The 13,661-nt window shown below is 49.4% G+C and carries 17 protein-coding genes, 1 tRNA gene and 2 pseudogenes; 15 read left to right on the forward strand and 5 right to left on the reverse strand.

Translation table 11 applies throughout. The features are described 5' to 3' along the window. Positions 1 to 14 precede the first annotated feature (14 nt). From QJQ48_RS01960 to QJQ48_RS01970, 3 genes are all read left to right on the forward strand, one after another. Positions 15 to 572 carry a (2Fe-2S) ferredoxin domain-containing protein gene (locus QJQ48_RS01960; protein WP_346289507.1) on the forward strand — a complete coding sequence of 186 codons (558 nt, stop codon included), beginning with the start codon at positions 15 to 17 and terminating at the stop codon, positions 570 to 572. A gap of 276 nt (positions 573 to 848) precedes the next feature. Beyond that, positions 849 to 1,496, forward strand: coding sequence for a response regulator transcription factor (locus QJQ48_RS01965; protein WP_346289807.1), 648 nt, complete (start codon positions 849 to 851; stop codon positions 1,494 to 1,496). 33 nt (positions 1,497 to 1,529) lie between these two features. Further along, positions 1,530 to 1,602, forward strand: a tRNA-Thr gene (locus tag QJQ48_RS01970). Between the two features lie 67 nt (positions 1,603 to 1,669). Here the strand turns inward: QJQ48_RS01970 and QJQ48_RS01975 are convergent. Beyond that, positions 1,670 to 1,762: pseudogene (locus QJQ48_RS01975) on the reverse strand (IS1/IS1595 family N-terminal zinc-binding domain-containing protein); the annotation flags it as partial. A 32-nt stretch (positions 1,763 to 1,794) separates the two neighbouring features. On the opposite strand from QJQ48_RS01975, the pseudogene QJQ48_RS01980 reads away from it, so the two are divergent. The 8 genes and pseudogenes from QJQ48_RS01980 to QJQ48_RS02015 form a co-directional block, all read left to right on the forward strand. Then, positions 1,795 to 2,292, forward strand: a pseudogene (locus QJQ48_RS01980) (HsdM family class I SAM-dependent methyltransferase); the annotation flags it as partial. A 33-nt stretch (positions 2,293 to 2,325) separates the two neighbouring features. Continuing rightward, the gene (locus tag QJQ48_RS01985; RefSeq protein WP_346289808.1) at positions 2,326 to 2,559 is read left to right on the forward strand and encodes a DUF2283 domain-containing protein; all 234 of its coding nucleotides are present in this window, start codon (positions 2,326 to 2,328) and stop codon (positions 2,557 to 2,559) included. A gap of 20 nt (positions 2,560 to 2,579) precedes the next feature. After that, entirely contained in the window at positions 2,580 to 2,810 is a 231-nt protein-coding gene (locus QJQ48_RS01990; RefSeq protein ID WP_346289508.1) for a hypothetical protein, read from the forward strand. 127 nt (positions 2,811 to 2,937) lie between these two features. Then, the gene (locus QJQ48_RS01995; RefSeq protein WP_346289509.1) at positions 2,938 to 3,438 is read left to right on the forward strand and encodes a restriction endonuclease subunit S; all 501 of its coding nucleotides are present in this window, start codon (positions 2,938 to 2,940) and stop codon (positions 3,436 to 3,438) included. A gap of 38 nt (positions 3,439 to 3,476) precedes the next feature. After that, complete coding sequence (locus tag QJQ48_RS02000) at positions 3,477 to 3,794, forward strand: nucleotidyltransferase family protein (RefSeq protein ID WP_346289510.1); 318 nt, start codon at positions 3,477 to 3,479, stop codon at positions 3,792 to 3,794. Beyond that, positions 3,784 to 4,134, forward strand: coding sequence for a HepT-like ribonuclease domain-containing protein (locus tag QJQ48_RS02005; RefSeq protein ID WP_346289511.1), 351 nt, complete (start codon positions 3,784 to 3,786; stop codon positions 4,132 to 4,134). The genes QJQ48_RS02000 and QJQ48_RS02005 overlap by 11 nt, the downstream gene beginning before the upstream one ends. Further along, positions 4,131 to 4,352: a nucleotidyltransferase family protein gene (locus tag QJQ48_RS02010; RefSeq protein WP_346289512.1), complete on the forward strand. Its 222-nt coding sequence runs from the start codon at positions 4,131 to 4,133 to the stop codon at positions 4,350 to 4,352. Before QJQ48_RS02005 ends, QJQ48_RS02010 begins: the two co-directional genes overlap by 4 nt. 27 nt (positions 4,353 to 4,379) lie before the next feature. Next, the gene (locus QJQ48_RS02015; protein WP_346289513.1) at positions 4,380 to 5,366 is read left to right on the forward strand and encodes an MBL fold metallo-hydrolase; all 987 of its coding nucleotides are present in this window, start codon (positions 4,380 to 4,382) and stop codon (positions 5,364 to 5,366) included. Positions 5,367 to 5,420: 54 nt separating this feature from the next. On the opposite strand, the gene QJQ48_RS02020 is transcribed toward QJQ48_RS02015, so the two are convergent. Both QJQ48_RS02020 and QJQ48_RS02025 read right to left on the reverse strand, forming a co-directional pair. Beyond that, positions 5,421 to 5,654 (reverse strand): hypothetical protein, encoded by a 234-nt coding sequence (locus QJQ48_RS02020; RefSeq protein ID WP_346289514.1) that lies wholly within the window; start codon positions 5,652 to 5,654, stop codon positions 5,421 to 5,423. Then, positions 5,651 to 5,884, reverse strand: a complete 234-nt coding sequence (locus QJQ48_RS02025) for an NfeD family protein (protein ID WP_346289515.1) — start codon at positions 5,882 to 5,884, stop codon at positions 5,651 to 5,653. The genes QJQ48_RS02020 and QJQ48_RS02025 overlap by 4 nt, the downstream gene beginning before the upstream one ends. Before the next feature lie 245 nt (positions 5,885 to 6,129). On the opposite strand from QJQ48_RS02025, the gene QJQ48_RS02030 reads away from it, so the two are divergent. The 4 genes from QJQ48_RS02030 (at position 6,130) to QJQ48_RS02045 (ending at position 12,262) form a co-directional block, all read left to right on the forward strand. Continuing rightward, on the forward strand, positions 6,130 to 10,035 hold the full coding sequence (locus QJQ48_RS02030) for an NB-ARC domain-containing protein (RefSeq protein ID WP_346289516.1): 3,906 nt from the start codon (positions 6,130 to 6,132) through the stop codon (positions 10,033 to 10,035). Between the two features lie 214 nt (positions 10,036 to 10,249). Then, entirely contained in the window at positions 10,250 to 11,182 is a 933-nt protein-coding gene (locus tag QJQ48_RS02035) for a nucleoside hydrolase (RefSeq protein ID WP_346289517.1), read from the forward strand. A gap of 121 nt (positions 11,183 to 11,303) precedes the next feature. Beyond that, the gene (locus tag QJQ48_RS02040) at positions 11,304 to 11,891 is read left to right on the forward strand and encodes a hypothetical protein (RefSeq protein ID WP_346289518.1); all 588 of its coding nucleotides are present in this window, start codon (positions 11,304 to 11,306) and stop codon (positions 11,889 to 11,891) included. A gap of 32 nt (positions 11,892 to 11,923) precedes the next feature. Continuing rightward, a complete protein-coding gene (locus QJQ48_RS02045) occupies positions 11,924 to 12,262 on the forward strand; it encodes a carbon dioxide-concentrating mechanism protein CcmK (RefSeq protein ID WP_346289519.1) in 339 nt (112 codons plus the stop codon). A 48-nt stretch (positions 12,263 to 12,310) separates the two neighbouring features. Here the strand turns inward: QJQ48_RS02045 and QJQ48_RS02050 are convergent, their stop codons facing one another. Both QJQ48_RS02050 and QJQ48_RS02055 read right to left on the reverse strand, forming a co-directional pair. Continuing rightward, positions 12,311 to 13,288: an SPFH domain-containing protein gene (locus tag QJQ48_RS02050; protein ID WP_346289520.1), complete on the reverse strand. Its 978-nt coding sequence runs from the start codon at positions 13,286 to 13,288 to the stop codon at positions 12,311 to 12,313. A gap of 15 nt (positions 13,289 to 13,303) precedes the next feature. Beyond that, on the reverse strand, positions 13,304 to 13,661 hold a 358-nt coding region (locus QJQ48_RS02055), incomplete at its 5' end, for an NfeD family protein (protein ID WP_346289521.1).

The raw sequence follows: 13,661 nt of genomic DNA on the forward strand, positions 1-13,661 counted from the left end.
AGTTAATCTTCCTGATGGATACAGACCGTCGCTTTTGGCCTAGCCTGGGATCTGCTAGAACTGCCAACTCAGTACCGTCGAGCTTTATTGTGAGTGACAGCCCTACGATTGATACCTCTCTAGCCGCTACCGCTCAGTCCCTGGGGCTTGAGCAGATTCAGCGGCACCTTTTTCTCTGCGCCGATCAGACCGTTCCTAAATGCTGTGACAAGGCCGCTAGCTTGGAATCCTGGAACTATCTCAAGCAGCGACTCAAAGCCCTCAAGCTTGACGTTCCGCTAAAGGAACGTCCTGCCTGCATCTTTCGCACTAAGGCCAACTGTTTGCGCGTTTGCCAGCAGGGTCCGATTATGGTGGTTTATCCCGATGGCGTCTGGTACCACAGCGTCACCCCAGAAGTGATAGAGCGGATTATTCAAGAGCACCTTTTGCGCAATCAGGTGGTGCAGGACTATGCCTTTGTCGCGCAGCCGTTGGGTGGCGATCGCCTTTCTCTGTCTCTTTCAACGCCTGCCCCGACCCAAACTGATGGTGAAGAAATCCCTGCTCAAAAGGAAGCGGAAACTACTTAAATCGCCTGCTACATAAAGCATTGACTAACATGCCGTAGCTGCTTCAGCAGTTGTACTTAGCCAGAATTGCTGACTTGAATGTTTTTTAAATGATCAGAATGTCTAAAATCTAGGTAATTCTGGGAATAACTAGTCCATAGCAACTAATTTGAATTCAGGCAACCGTGTATCTCGATTTGGAAACAAGACGCACATTGACCCGGTCAAATAGCGCTTCGACTCCCTAAACATTCACCTTGAAAGATGTCAGTCAACCTCATCAACACCGTAAATCGCATGAAGGACGCTAGCTCTGGAGACCAAAAGCAGTTATTGCTCATTGACGATGACCCTAACTTGATCTTGCTGGTCAAAGACTACCTGGAGTTTCGAGGCTTTCAGGTCGTGACTGCCGATAATGGCCGGGAAGCCTTAGACCTGCTGGAAGATCAGACGCCTGACATGATTATCTGCGATGTCATGATGCCGGAGATGGATGGTTATGCCTTTGTGCAGCACGTGCGCGAAAATCAGCAGACCAGCTGGATTCCCATTCTTTTCCTTTCTGCCAAGGGGCAGAGCCAAGATCGGGTCAAGGGGCTAAATACGGGCGCAGATGTTTACATGGTGAAACCTTTTGAGCCAGAAGAACTGGTGGCTCAGGTAGAGTCTTCCCTCAAACAGGCAGCTCGCCTAGCTCAGCGGCAAGGCCCCGGCGGGGACAGTGCACCCACCATGCAGGTACCTTTCGATGTTGAGCTGACCCCAACCGAGCTGAAGGTGGTGCAGTTTGTCTCGCGCGGTATGGCGAATCGCCAAATTGCTGATGAGCTGAAGGTGAGTCAGCGCACGATTGAAAGCCACGTCAGCAACATGCTGGGTAAAACCGGCCTCCACAACCGCACCGAACTGGCGCGTTGGGCGATGGAAAATCGCAAAGTTTAGGCCCCAAGTTTGCTAAACTGGGTAACTGGACAAGCTGGTGTAGCTCAGTTGGTAGAGCAGCTGATTTGTAATCAGCCGGTCGCAAGTTCGAGTCTTGTCACCAGCTTCAACTCTTAAAAACCCTTGAGGCCAAAAGGTTTCAGGGGTTTTTAATTAGATCTACTGACGAATTAACGTCCACAGTCTCGGCACTTGTAGTTTTGCTTACCCCTTAGTGTCGTATCGTTCTTGGAGATGTCGTGGAAGCCGCAGGTGGGACAGGTCATTTCTATTGCTATTGCTGCTATGCCTCTGCAAGATGACCCATGTGTTGTTTATCCCGGTGAAGGATGCGTTGCCCCCGGTGCTGACGGTGTATGGCGGGGCTTGTGGGTCAGGGGGAATGCTTACGGAGTCTCAGGATTTCATTGCCGATGAGGATGGCCCAATCGCGGCAAAGTCGGCAGTGTATCTGTACGGCAAAGAGGTGAACAGGGAAACCTACGCCATCTGTAAGTCGGACATGATGATTAAGGGCAACAACCCGGAGAACATCAAGTTTGGCTCTACGCTGTCGATGGATGAATTTGCCGGGATGAAGTTTGACTTCATGCTCTCCAATCCGCCCTATGGCAAGTCTTACAAGTCTGAGCAGAAGTTCATCCTGGATGGAAAGGACATTCTCGATCCGCGGTTTCAGGTAGAACTGACGGATTTTAAGGGCAATATCGAGACGGTTGGGGCAACGCTGCAATCGTCCGATGGGCAACTGCTGTTCTTGATGGATATGGTCAGTAAGATGAAGCCGTTGACCGAATACTGCGAGAAGTCTATCGGAAGGAACGGTGATATGGACAAAAACTTGACGTTTTGCTATGACCGCACTGGGGACATTCTGTATATCGACCTCTGCCCTCCCTATGCGGAGCAGGAGTCAGAGGAAATTGGAGATGAGATTATTGCCCGGTTTAATCCAGAGTCGAATGCGATGGAGAATCTAGAGATTTTATTTTTCTCAAAGCGCTTTGCCGATAAGCCGTTGTGTGAGTTGCCGATTTTGGCTGATTTTAAGTTGGCGAGCTGAGTTCCAACAGAGATAACGCAATGACAAATTCCGACTGGCCGGAAAACTTAGTGAAACAACGGGTTACTTACACCTTGGAGCTAGAGGGCTCGTTGGTGCTGGTAGAGAATGTGCCTGCCCGCGTGAACCTAGAGACGGGAAAACAGTTGTTTATGCCCGAAACGGTGGAACAGCTACATGCCTTGATCTTAGATTCGCAGCAGTCTCCTGATCATTTCATCCAGGTACCTGTTTATGAGTTTGCCTCGTGAGGGCCACTGTATTAACGAATAGCGGGGAGTTTCAACAATATACAGCGAAATTTTATTCACTATTAACGGTAGCGATAATAATGGCGAAAGAGATGACAGCTCTGAACTATTGGGGAAAAGTTGAGTAATGCTGACTTTTCCAAAGCATCATGAGTTTTATACAGATAGTGTTATTCCAGATCTAGGCGAGGTTCCTGCTCATTGGAAAGTAGCACGAAACCGCTTTCTATTCCGAGAGCAGAACGATCGCTCTTTGGATGGCAAGGAAACTCATTTGTGCATGAGCCAAAAGCGGGGTCTTGTTCCAAGTAATGATTTTGAGGATAAAACACTCCAATCAGAATCATATGAAGGTGCGAGACCTTGCAAGCAGGGCAATCCTTTTCTTAATAGGCTAAAAGCATATTTAAGCGTTTTTGCTACTGCACCGTGCGATGGTTTAGTCAGTCCTGATTATTCAGTTTTTAGGCTTCAGGATTCGGAGATGGTGCCGAAATATTTTGAGCATCTCTTCAAAACACCTGTTTATCTCTCAGAGTTCAATAGGCGAGTTAGAGGAATCGTTAATATCAGCAACTCAAAGAGAAATAGATTCTCTCATGGAGTTCAAGCAAGTAACTATCGCTAATACTGTAACCGGAAAAATAAAAGTCTGAGGTTAATGTCATGGTCAGCAAAACTCACGACACCCCTCTCACCGCCGCCACCGTCCTCCAGACCTTGCGGGCACAGCCTGACCTGTTCGCTCAGTTCAAAATCAAAACCCTCGCCCTCTTTGGCTCCACCGCCCGCAACGAAGCCACCCCCCAGAGCGATTTAGATTTTCTAGTGGAGTTCGACGCCGACCCTACTCTGAGCCTTTACATGGATCTGAAATTTTTTCTCGAAGAGCTGTTTGGGAAAAACGTCGATTTAGTCATCAAAACCGACATCAAACCACAGATCCGGGACACGGTTATCCAGGAGGCGGTTCATGTCGCGTAACCTCAGCCTCTATCTCACCGATATTTTGACCAGTATCGGCAAGATTCAACGCTACACTGCTGGACTCAGCTACGAAGATTTAATACAAGACGAACGCACCCTGGATGCGATCGTCCATAACCTGCAAATCATCGGAGAAGCCACCAAACAAGTTCCTGACTCACTTCGTAGCCAGCATCCGCAAATTGACTGGAAGGCGATCGCTGGCATGAGAGACATCATTGCCCATGCCTATTTCAGCATCAATACCCGCATCGTGTGGAATGTCATTCAGCAGGATCTGAAACCCTTCAAAGATTGCATCGAACAACTTCAGCAAACCGAAAATCTCGACTCATGAAAACCTTAGCTGATGTCCAATCCATCCTACGGCAGCACCTTCCTGAAGTGCAGCAAAAATACCAGGTGCGGGAACTCGGTATTTTTGGCTCCTTCGTATGGGGTGAGCAAACCGACACCAGCGATGTCGATGTTTTGGTCGAGTTTGACTCTGATGCCCGCTTTGGCCTAGCGGTTGGGAAAGCAGTCGCAAGTGCCGCAGTAAAGTTGTTATGGTGATAAACGTGCTATCCAAGAGAAATTTCAATGATGTCGTTACTTAACCGGATTGCTCCGCTGGCTGTTGCTGCACTGTTGAGTTCGTGCGCAGCCGTAGCGACAACTGCCGAGGTCAAAATAACGCCCCTGGGTAGCCATACAGGAGAATTTTGTGCCTTAGATCGAGCGATTGTGCTGGAAGATCCCAACGGGCTGCGCATTCTCTATGATGCTGGCAGAACGGTGGCGGGCGCAGACGATCCGCGACTAGGCGATATTGATGTGGTACTGGTTAGCCACGTGCATGGCGATCATTTGGGCGATCGCCGGATTGAAGCGGTCAATCAGGGTACCTGCGCCTCACCCCAAACCGACATCAGCACCATTCCCAACTCCAACAGCGTGGAGATTGCCGTTGGTAAAGCCGCCAGCATCATCGTCGGCAGCGAGATGGCGAGTTTTCTGTCGAATAAAGTCGCTGGACTGGGAGGCGACCCTGAATCAGTGCAGCTAGTTCGCTTTGGGGCAGGGCAGAATGTTGAGGGTGTTAGCTTCACGACGGTACCTGCTGTCCATTCCAACGGTCTCAGCGGAGAGTTTATTGAAGGCGAACTGGGGGAAAGCCTCAGCGCTGCCGGACTGAGCGCCTATGTGGGGCCGCCCACCGGATACGTCATCACCTTCTCTAACGGTCTAGTGGTTTACCTATCCGGCGATACGGGGGTCACGGCCGAGCAGGAAACGGTGGTGGCTGACCAGTATGGGGCTGAGCTGGTGGTGATGAATATTGGCGATACCTACACGACCGGGCCAACCGAAGCAGCCTATGTAGTTGATGAGCTAATTAAGCCGCAGGCAGTGATTCCCTCTCACGCTAACGAAGCCGCGACTCGCGATGGGGCACTCCTACCCAACACCAAGACCGCAACTTTTGTGGCGGCCACTGAAACCCCTGTGTATCTGCCCCTCAGCGGCAGAACCCTGGCCTTTGATGCCGACGGCAATTGCACAGACGGCTGTGCTTTGAGCGATTGAAAATCTAAAATCATCGATTGACCGGCTAAACTCTACCGGGATTGTTTGCAGGTGCTAATGGCGCAGCGATTCAACGATGGCGGCGATCGCCACCAGACAGCCCATCAGCACTGAACCTCGTGTCAGCAATTGTTCCAGGAACGTAACAATCAGGTTGGCGATAGGGGTGAACTCTAGGGCGATCGCGGCAATATGAGCGATCGTCAAGCCTGCTAGACTCAGCAGGAAATATTTCAGCACTTTAGCTGTCAGTTCTAGCAGCCAGCGGCGAGAGCGTTGTTGTTTCATCCTGTTTGCCTCAGGGATTTAATCAGCAGGGTGAGTCCTTCGCGACCGACAATTTGTACAGGAGCACCGGGTTGTAAGCTGTCGGCAGACTGGGTATCCCAAAGACGAGCGGGCCAGTAGGTCGCCTGAAAACGCACCCGACCGGGATAGAAGGGTTTTACCGTGCGCTCGACGGTGCCGCGTCCTTCGAAGGGGAAGAGATCGGTGTTTTGGAAAAAGTCTAAGCTCATGATGTTTGGCTAAGTAGACGAATGGGCTTAGTTTGCTGGGAAGCCCATTGTCTTCTCAAGGAATGTTGGGCAGAATTATTGAAAGTTGGCGGAAACTTTGTTCCAGTTCGCTGAAAGCTATTCCTAATAAACGTTTCAGCACGCAGGCATTAATCAGAAGGATCGAATACTATCGATGCAAGTTGGGAAAGTTTCCTTTAACTTTCCGCTTTTTCCTGAGTTGTCATCTGCCCCCAGCAAGTCCCATGAGTCATCGTCAACTTGTGGTACTCACGAATCGTGGTCTTGATCGATTAGAGGCGACGATCGCAGCAGTACAGAGATCTAATGAGGCTAAAAAGTTTACTCAAGTTGAGCTAGCACAACAGGCAGGAACAAGCACGACAACCCTTCGCAAAATTCGGCGACGTACTGGATCAGTTTGGAAATCTTCTCTACAGAGAGTCTTTGAGGGCTTTAAGTTAGTTCTCAATTCATCTGATTGTAAGCTTCAAAATAGCTTGCCAGAGTCAAAGTGTGCGGATAAACGAGATCGCGGTGTGACCCTGACAAATCATGGTCTTACCAGATTGGAGGCAGCAATCTCATCAGCTCAAGCCGCTGAAAAATTTGGTCAACGCTTCACCCAAATAGAACTGAAGGAACGCACTGAACGCAAATCAGGCAGGAGTCTCTGCATCAAGACAATCAAGAAAATCCGCAATCGCATCAAGCCAGCGGATACAACCTCGATAAGGAACTTGTTCGAGGCATTTAATTTAGAGCTTGAAGCCGCTGATTATGGTCTACCAGACCATTCTGAGTTCGAGAGCCAGGCGGTTGTTTCCGAACCATTTGAGCGACCAAAAAGTCTATCTTTTCAAGTTCCGCCATTGCCGTACTACTTCGTAGAAAGACCAGAACATCAAAATGCCATCAAACAAATACTGCTAGAGACGCCTAACCAGCCTGGAACTCTGGTAATGAGCGCTATCTATGGCTTGGGAGGGATTGGTAAGTCAGTTTTGGCAATGGCGATCGCGAATGATCGAGATATTACAAATCGATTTTCCGATGGCGTACTTTGGATTACGCTGGGCCAGCAACCTAAAATTCTTCCGCTTCTGGGCAGTTGGGTTAGGGCACTTGGCGATCACAAGTATCAACCCAAAGACCCACTCGACACGACGACGTATCTTAGACGGTTACTGACCGATAAGAAGATGTTGTTAGTAGTGGATGATGTCTGGCATGCAGAACATGCTGAGGCTTTTCGGGTTGGTAGCTCGGATTGTTGTGTCCTGATTACGACGCGCGAAGCACGAATTCCACAAGCACGTCGATATTCTCTAGATGTGATGAGCCCCAATCAGGCACTTGACCTGATCACGAAAAAGCTAATGAAGGCATCGTTAAGCGACGACGAGAAGGAGCAAGCATATGCTTTCGCAAAGCGGGTAGGCTATTTACCACTTGCTTTAGAACTAGCAGTTTCGCACATTGAAGAAGGTATGACCTGGCACACACTGTTTGCCGCATTTGACACGGAAGTTGCCAGATTAGAAGCCTTTGATCTTTGCAGTCCAACTGACTTTTGCGATGTTTCACAGGAAACTTCCCTCGATCATAGAAGACGGAAATACAGCCTAATTGCATGTTTTAATTTGAGCCTGAAACGCCTGCTCCACTGTGAGCCTGAATTACTCACACACTTTGCCTGGTTGGGCGTTACGCCAGAGGACGTTAGCCTTACATCTACGATGGCAATGACGTTGTGGCAAACATCTCAAGCATTAGCTGAGCAGGTGTTGCATCGTTTGAGTGTCAAAGCACTGATTCAGCGAGCTGCTCAACCACAGACCTATCGTATGCATGACTTAATGCACGATTTGGCACAAAAACTCTTGATTGCGCCTCCAAATCCTCAAAGCGTGGATGAATTACCGGGATTAGGATTGACCAAGGTCAAGGCTCACAGAAATGTCATTGCGCGGTATCGACAGAAAACCGAACTGGAGCAGTGGCATACTCTTCCTGATGATGGCTACATTCACACTAACTTGACCTGGCATTTGGAGCAGGCTGAGCAGTTCGACCAAATTCACGCGCTGCTCCAAGAAACCATGCCGGATGGCAGAAATGGTTGGTATCAAGCCTGTGTCAGTCTTGGTCAGACAGCGATTTTTGTGGCTGATGTGGCTAGAGCTTGGCGGTTAGCAAATGGACTATTTGACAAACAGCCCGCTAGGGCAATTGCTCTGCAGTGCCGCTATGCCCTAATCAAAGCCTCATTAAACAGTTTGGCATTCAACTTTCCTCCTGAGCTGATTGGTGCATTGGTAGAAACGGGTAGATGGTCACCGGCTCAAGGACTGACCCACATTCAGCAGCTCACAATTCCCTGGCATAGATGGAAAAGCCTTGAAGAAGTCATTCTTCATCTGCCAGAGAGACTGTTAGAAGAAGCATTGAAAATCAGCAAGGGGATTCAAGATAAAGATTATCAGTCAATGGCAATGATTTATCTTTCCACTCGCATGCCTCGTCTCAAACCGTTTGCCCGCGAGATAGCTGAGGCTTTCTCAGATCCCTATTTCAAAACGTGTGCTTGGGGGCGCTTAGCCACTCAAGAACCCAGCCTATGGAACAGCGCACTTAAATCATTACAGTCTATTCGAAGAGAAATTCAACGAGCATGGGCAATCAAAAAAATAATTTTTGATATCCCGAATTCTTATTTAGAACAAGTTCTGGTAATCGCTGAAGATATCAAAGACGTTTATGCTTCATCTATTGCGATAGGAGCAGTTATTAAAACGATATTAAATCGAAGAAAGCAAACTCAAAAAGCTCTTAGCCGTAAATACCAGGAAAGTTTAAAAAGGGCTGAAGGGATTAATGACATTTGTCATCGAGCAGAAGCATTAGTTGCATTAGCGCCAATATTCATTGACCTTTGGCACGAGGTACTTGAACTTGTTAAAGATATTAAACATGAACAAGCGCAAGTTGAGATATTGAACGATCTCATACTCTATGTTCCGAAAAGCTTGTTAAGTGAAGTTATTGGGATTGCTCGTTCGTTTCAATCTAGTTTCCACAAGGCTCTGATTTTAGGCGTATTGACGAAACGTGAGCCAGAGCTCTGGCAAGAAGCACTCGAAGCTACAAAGATAATTAAGGATCAAGGTTTGCAAATCAAAGCTATCAGTCGCTTTTCTTCTGAGGCTGAAGAGCTTCAATCAAAAATCGTGGATTTAATCAATAGAGTTAAGCGACCGTATGATCGCGCTGTGGCTTTAAGCGCATGGGCCTCTCATAACCCTTCTCTATGGCCACAGGCATTAGCAGCTACACGGGATATTCGGGATGTCTATTCTAGAGCTCTAGCCTTCAAATTTTTAATTATAGAAATACCTGACATTTGGCCAGAGGTTTTGAAAACTGTTCAAGAAATTCAGGGTGCTATCTACCAAGTATGGGTTCTAGAAGAATTAGCTCCTGAAATTCCCAAACTTTGGCCAATTACTCTTAATGCAATACAACGATTGTGGTTTGAGTCTGATCAGGCTATTTCCTTGTATTTATTGGCTGACAAAATGCCAAAGTTTCATGCTTTGACGGCAATAAATGTTGCCGAGAGTATTCAAGATGAATCAGAACGTGTACTCGCACTCAGCGCTTATATAGAGAATGATTCAGTTATTTTTTCAAATACTGAAGAATCCTTCTTTTGCCTATTAAACGGGATTTCTAAAGAGTACTATTTCATTCTGATCCTGTGCGGTAGAGCGCTTAAACAGCCTGAAAAATGGTCAGAAGTGATTGATGCACTTGAAAAGCTTCAATCTGATGAGCAGAAATCTAAGGCTATTCAATATGTTGCATCAAAAATCCCATCAACAGTTTTTGAAGACGTTTTTAAGCTTAGTCTTGCTATTAAAGCTGATTTCTATAGAGCGATTGCTGTATTTTCTTTGCTCCCCTATGCCAATACGCTCAGCTTTGACTACGAGGAATGGTGTAAGGTTCTATCGGCTCTCTCCTGTCATAGCCGTGAAGCGATTTTGGAGATCATGCCACTGCTTACTAGCACCATCCTTGCTTTGGGAGGACAAGAGGCATTGGTCGAAACAGCTGATGCTATTGAGTCGGTTGGGCAACAATGGTGAATTATCTGATAGCTTTCGCTTCGGCGTCAGCAATAGCTCGCCCACTTCTACCCAAGCTGTAATTAGAATAGCGATCGCATCTTTGCGGTCGCCGCGCTGGATAATGGGTTAGGACTAATGACCATCGGCGTTCAACGCCATAGCAATCAAAAACGTCATCGATACTGATAATTCCTCTAATGCTATTTTCGATCAAAATTTCGCCTTCTTTCTCATGCCTCCTCTACCTCTAATCATCGACTGCGATCCCGGTGTGGATGATGCGATCGCCCTTCTGCTTACCCTCGCCGCTCCTGAGCTAAATCTGCTCGGTATCACCGCCGTTGCTGGCAACGTGCCGCTGGTGCTGACTGAGAAAAACGCCCGTAAAATTTGCCAGCTCGCAGGACGAACCGAGATTGGCGTTTATGCTGGTTGTCCCCGACCGATGATGCGAACTCTGGTGACGGCGGAGCACGTGCATGGCAGTAGTGGGCTAGAGGGGGCTGAGCTGCCAGAGCCAACGATGCCGCTGCGATCGCAGCACGCCGTCAGCTTTTTGATTGAGCAGTTAACCCAGGCGCAGCAGCCCATTACCATCGCCGCGCTGGGGCCGCTGACCAATATCGCGATCGCCCTGATTCAGCAGCCCGCCATTGGGCAAAACATTGAGGAAATTGTGATTATGGGTGGGGCGATCGCGCGGGGAAACGTCACCCCCTCAGCCGAATTCAACTTTTATGTCGATCCTCACGCTGCCAAAGTGGTATTCGAGTCAGGCGCTAAGCTAACGCTGCTGAGTCTGGACGTAACTCATCAGGTCTTAACCACGCCGGAACGCTTGGGGAAAATGCGGGCGATTGGTTCTCCTGTGAGTCAGGCCGCTGCCGATCTGCTGGCTTATTATGGTGTGGCTGATGCGGTGAAACATGGCCTGCCGGGGGCACCGCTACACGATCCCTGTGTCATCGCTTATTTACTAAAGCCCGATCTGTTTGTGGGGCAGGCGGCGAGAGTGGCGATTGAAACCCAAGGTGAGCTTAATTTAGGTCGCAGCGTCGTCGATTTTTTGCCGGGGGTGATGCAGTCGGCCAATGCCACGGTGATGCAAACGGTGGATGCCGCCGGATTTTATCAGTTGCTAATGGATAGTTTAGGCCGATATTGATCGTAGGTTAGAGTTCTTATTGCCTGCAGCGGGCTTTGTCAATACTAACTGCTCACGCGATCGCCCCCTATCGCCGGCGACCCTGATAGAATAAAGGCACCTTGCTCACCTGGAAGACTTGATGAGCTATACAACTGAGCAACTGCTGGAAATTCTGGATCAGGAACTCCGAGCAGCCTGGAGAGGCGAACGAGTGCTGCTGTCTTCAAGCGATCGCCTCAATAACTCAGTTGTTGCCAAAGCACTAGGCTCTGAAAAGCTCAGCAAGGTTTTTGCGATTCAAGATTTTAGAGCGCAGGTACATGAATATCAGCGCGAACACGATGTTTCCGGTTTGGTCTGGCATACCTGCCGCTTTAACGGGCAGTCGATTCGCTTCCCCGAACTGCACCCGCAGCTAACGGCGATCGCTCAGGACAAGCGCACCTTAATCGAGGCTAAGGCCGCTGTGATTGCTTTTTGGCGTCAGTCTATCGGTACTATGCGGCTGTGGTTAGCGGGGCGTCCGCCGCAGCCGACAACGCTGGACCATGTAGAATCGCTGATTGACTCGACCGAATGGGCCGAAATTGACGCTACCCGCAGCGAGCTATATCTGAGTCTCTGCTGGGGCGATCCAAAGGACTGTCGCTGTGACTGGGCCAGACCAGAATCAGGCTGCGAACGAATTATTGCGGCGATCGCTGAACCCAGCGCAATCAAGGTATAGTTAAGGGCTAGAAGCTTAGGAGTTAATTGAACATGCCGATTGCAGTGGGGGTCGTTGAAACCCAGACGTTCCCGGCAGTTTTAGCGGCGGCAGATGCGATGGTAAAAGCGGGTCGCGTCACGCTGGTAAAACAGGAGCAGGCTGATAGTGGTCGTCAGTTTGTGTCAATACGGGGGCCGCTGTCTGAGGTGAAGCGAGCCGTTGAGGCCGGCATTGTCGCCGCCAATGCCTGTCCCAATTTTGGTGAAATGACAACGTATTATATTGTGCCAAATCCCCCCGAAAATTTGGAGACTGTATTGCCAATTGCTTTCACCGAAGAATCAGAAGAATTTTGGATAATGGATCCCTCTCAAATTCTCCTGGGCTAACCTGGGGGCGGTTTGCATCGGGGACGGCTGATAAGCCGCCCCCCAAGACTATGATTCCGTCTGGTTGTTCACCACTCCATCCACATTCCCCACAATCGATCGCATGCCCTCCAGCGTTGCTGGAATGCTGCGCGGATCCATAAACATCACCTTGCTGCTGCCGCTGGTGCCAATTTCTTCAGTGGTTTCAATGTAGTTCATCGCCAGCAAGAACTGCAGCGCATCGCGGGCCGTAGGATCGGCTTTGAGGGTGCGGGCCACGACCTGCATTGCCTCTGAAGTTGCCTGAGCTTTCAATACCTGTTCTTGCCGAAACGCCTGTGCCCGCAGCACAATCGCCTTTTGATCGGCTTCGGCATCTAGAATTGCCGCTTTTTGCCGCGCTTCTGCCGCCAGAACGTCCGCTTCGGCCCGTCCCCTAGCGGAGTTGACGGCAGCTTCCCGTTCCCCTTCAGAGGTGAGCACCGAGGCCCGTTTGCGTCGCTCTGCTGCCATTTGCAGCTCCATTGAATCCTGCACTGCCTTAGAGGGGACAATGTCGCGTAGCTCTACTCGTGTCACCTTCACCCCCCAAGGGTCGGTAGAAATATCCAGTTCTCGCAGCAGCAGCTCGTTGATTTCAGAGCGGGCGGTGAAGGTTTCGTCCAGTTCCAGCTTGCCCATCTCCGCCCGAATCTGGGTCAGTACCAGATTGACCATGGCCGATTGCAGGCTCTCGACCTTGTAGTAAGCCTTTTCGATATCGACAATGCGCCAGTAGACGACGGCGTCAACGCTGATTGAAACGTTGTCGCGGGTGATGCACTGCTGCGGCGGCACGTCTAAAACCCGTTCTCGAATCGTCTGCTTGTAGACAATTTTGTCTACAAATGGCACTAAAAAGTTGAGGCCAGGGGACAGCTTTTTACCGTTGTATTTACCCAGGGTTTCTACCAAGGCTTCGTCGCTTTGGTTGACAATTTTGACAGAGCTGGCGGCAATAGAGCCGCCAAAAATTAAAACAATCAAAAACGTAAACGGATTCATAGTTTAAATTCCTAATTAATGCAGTTCACTTTCAGGTAGAACCAGCAGCGTATTGCCGTTGCGACCCACGACTAAAACGGGCTGATCGGCGGCGATCGCCAGCCGATTGTCTTCACAGCGGGCCTGCCAGGAGTTGCCTTCATATAACACTCTTCCCGGCTGGCCGGGGGCAATCGAAGTTAGGGTGCGGGCTTCAGTAGAGTCCATCAGAATGCGGGGGGTCTTTTGCGGCACGAGTCGCTTCAGCAAAAACAGCAGCGCCAGCGAAAAGACCATCCACAGTCCCACCTGAAACTCGAACTGCGGTACAACTGGCGTTAACAGGGCTGTTAAGAAAGCGCTAATTCCTAGAGCAGATTCTATAAACTCTGTA

Origin of the sequence: Sphaerothrix gracilis Ecp01, from assembly GCF_030405905.1 — a bacterium.
In the GTDB taxonomy this organism is placed as follows: Bacteria; Cyanobacteriota; Cyanobacteriia; order Phormidesmidales; family Phormidesmidaceae; genus Sphaerothrix; species Sphaerothrix gracilis.

Coding starts and splice junctions, on each gene's coding strand:
- QJQ48_RS02030 (WP_346289516.1), top strand. CDS start 6,130: ATGAGTCATCGTCAACTTGTGGTACTCACGAATCGTGGTCTTGATCGA.
- QJQ48_RS02045 (WP_346289519.1), top strand. CDS start 11,924: ATGCCGATTGCAGTGGGGGTCGTTGAAACCCAGACGTTCCCGGCAGTT.
- QJQ48_RS02015 (WP_346289513.1), top strand. CDS start 4,380: ATGATGTCGTTACTTAACCGGATTGCTCCGCTGGCTGTTGCTGCACTG.
- QJQ48_RS01990 (WP_346289508.1), top strand. CDS start 2,580: ATGACAAATTCCGACTGGCCGGAAAACTTAGTGAAACAACGGGTTACT.
- QJQ48_RS02000 (WP_346289510.1), top strand. CDS start 3,477: ATGGTCAGCAAAACTCACGACACCCCTCTCACCGCCGCCACCGTCCTC.
- QJQ48_RS01960 (WP_346289507.1), top strand. CDS start 15: ATGGATACAGACCGTCGCTTTTGGCCTAGCCTGGGATCTGCTAGAACT.
- QJQ48_RS02005 (WP_346289511.1), top strand. CDS start 3,784: ATGTCGCGTAACCTCAGCCTCTATCTCACCGATATTTTGACCAGTATC.
- QJQ48_RS01985 (WP_346289808.1), top strand. CDS start 2,326: ATGGACAAAAACTTGACGTTTTGCTATGACCGCACTGGGGACATTCTG.
- QJQ48_RS02025 (WP_346289515.1), bottom strand. CDS start 5,884: ATGAGCTTAGACTTTTTCCAAAACACCGATCTCTTCCCCTTCGAAGGA.
- QJQ48_RS02010 (WP_346289512.1), top strand. CDS start 4,131: ATGAAAACCTTAGCTGATGTCCAATCCATCCTACGGCAGCACCTTCCT.
- QJQ48_RS01995 (WP_346289509.1), top strand. CDS start 2,938: ATGCTGACTTTTCCAAAGCATCATGAGTTTTATACAGATAGTGTTATT.
- QJQ48_RS02020 (WP_346289514.1), bottom strand. CDS start 5,654: ATGAAACAACAACGCTCTCGCCGCTGGCTGCTAGAACTGACAGCTAAA.
- QJQ48_RS02035 (WP_346289517.1), top strand. CDS start 10,250: ATGCCTCCTCTACCTCTAATCATCGACTGCGATCCCGGTGTGGATGAT.
- QJQ48_RS02050 (WP_346289520.1), bottom strand. CDS start 13,288: ATGAATCCGTTTACGTTTTTGATTGTTTTAATTTTTGGCGGCTCTATT.
- QJQ48_RS01965 (WP_346289807.1), top strand. CDS start 849: ATGAAGGACGCTAGCTCTGGAGACCAAAAGCAGTTATTGCTCATTGAC.
- QJQ48_RS02040 (WP_346289518.1), top strand. CDS start 11,304: ATGAGCTATACAACTGAGCAACTGCTGGAAATTCTGGATCAGGAACTC.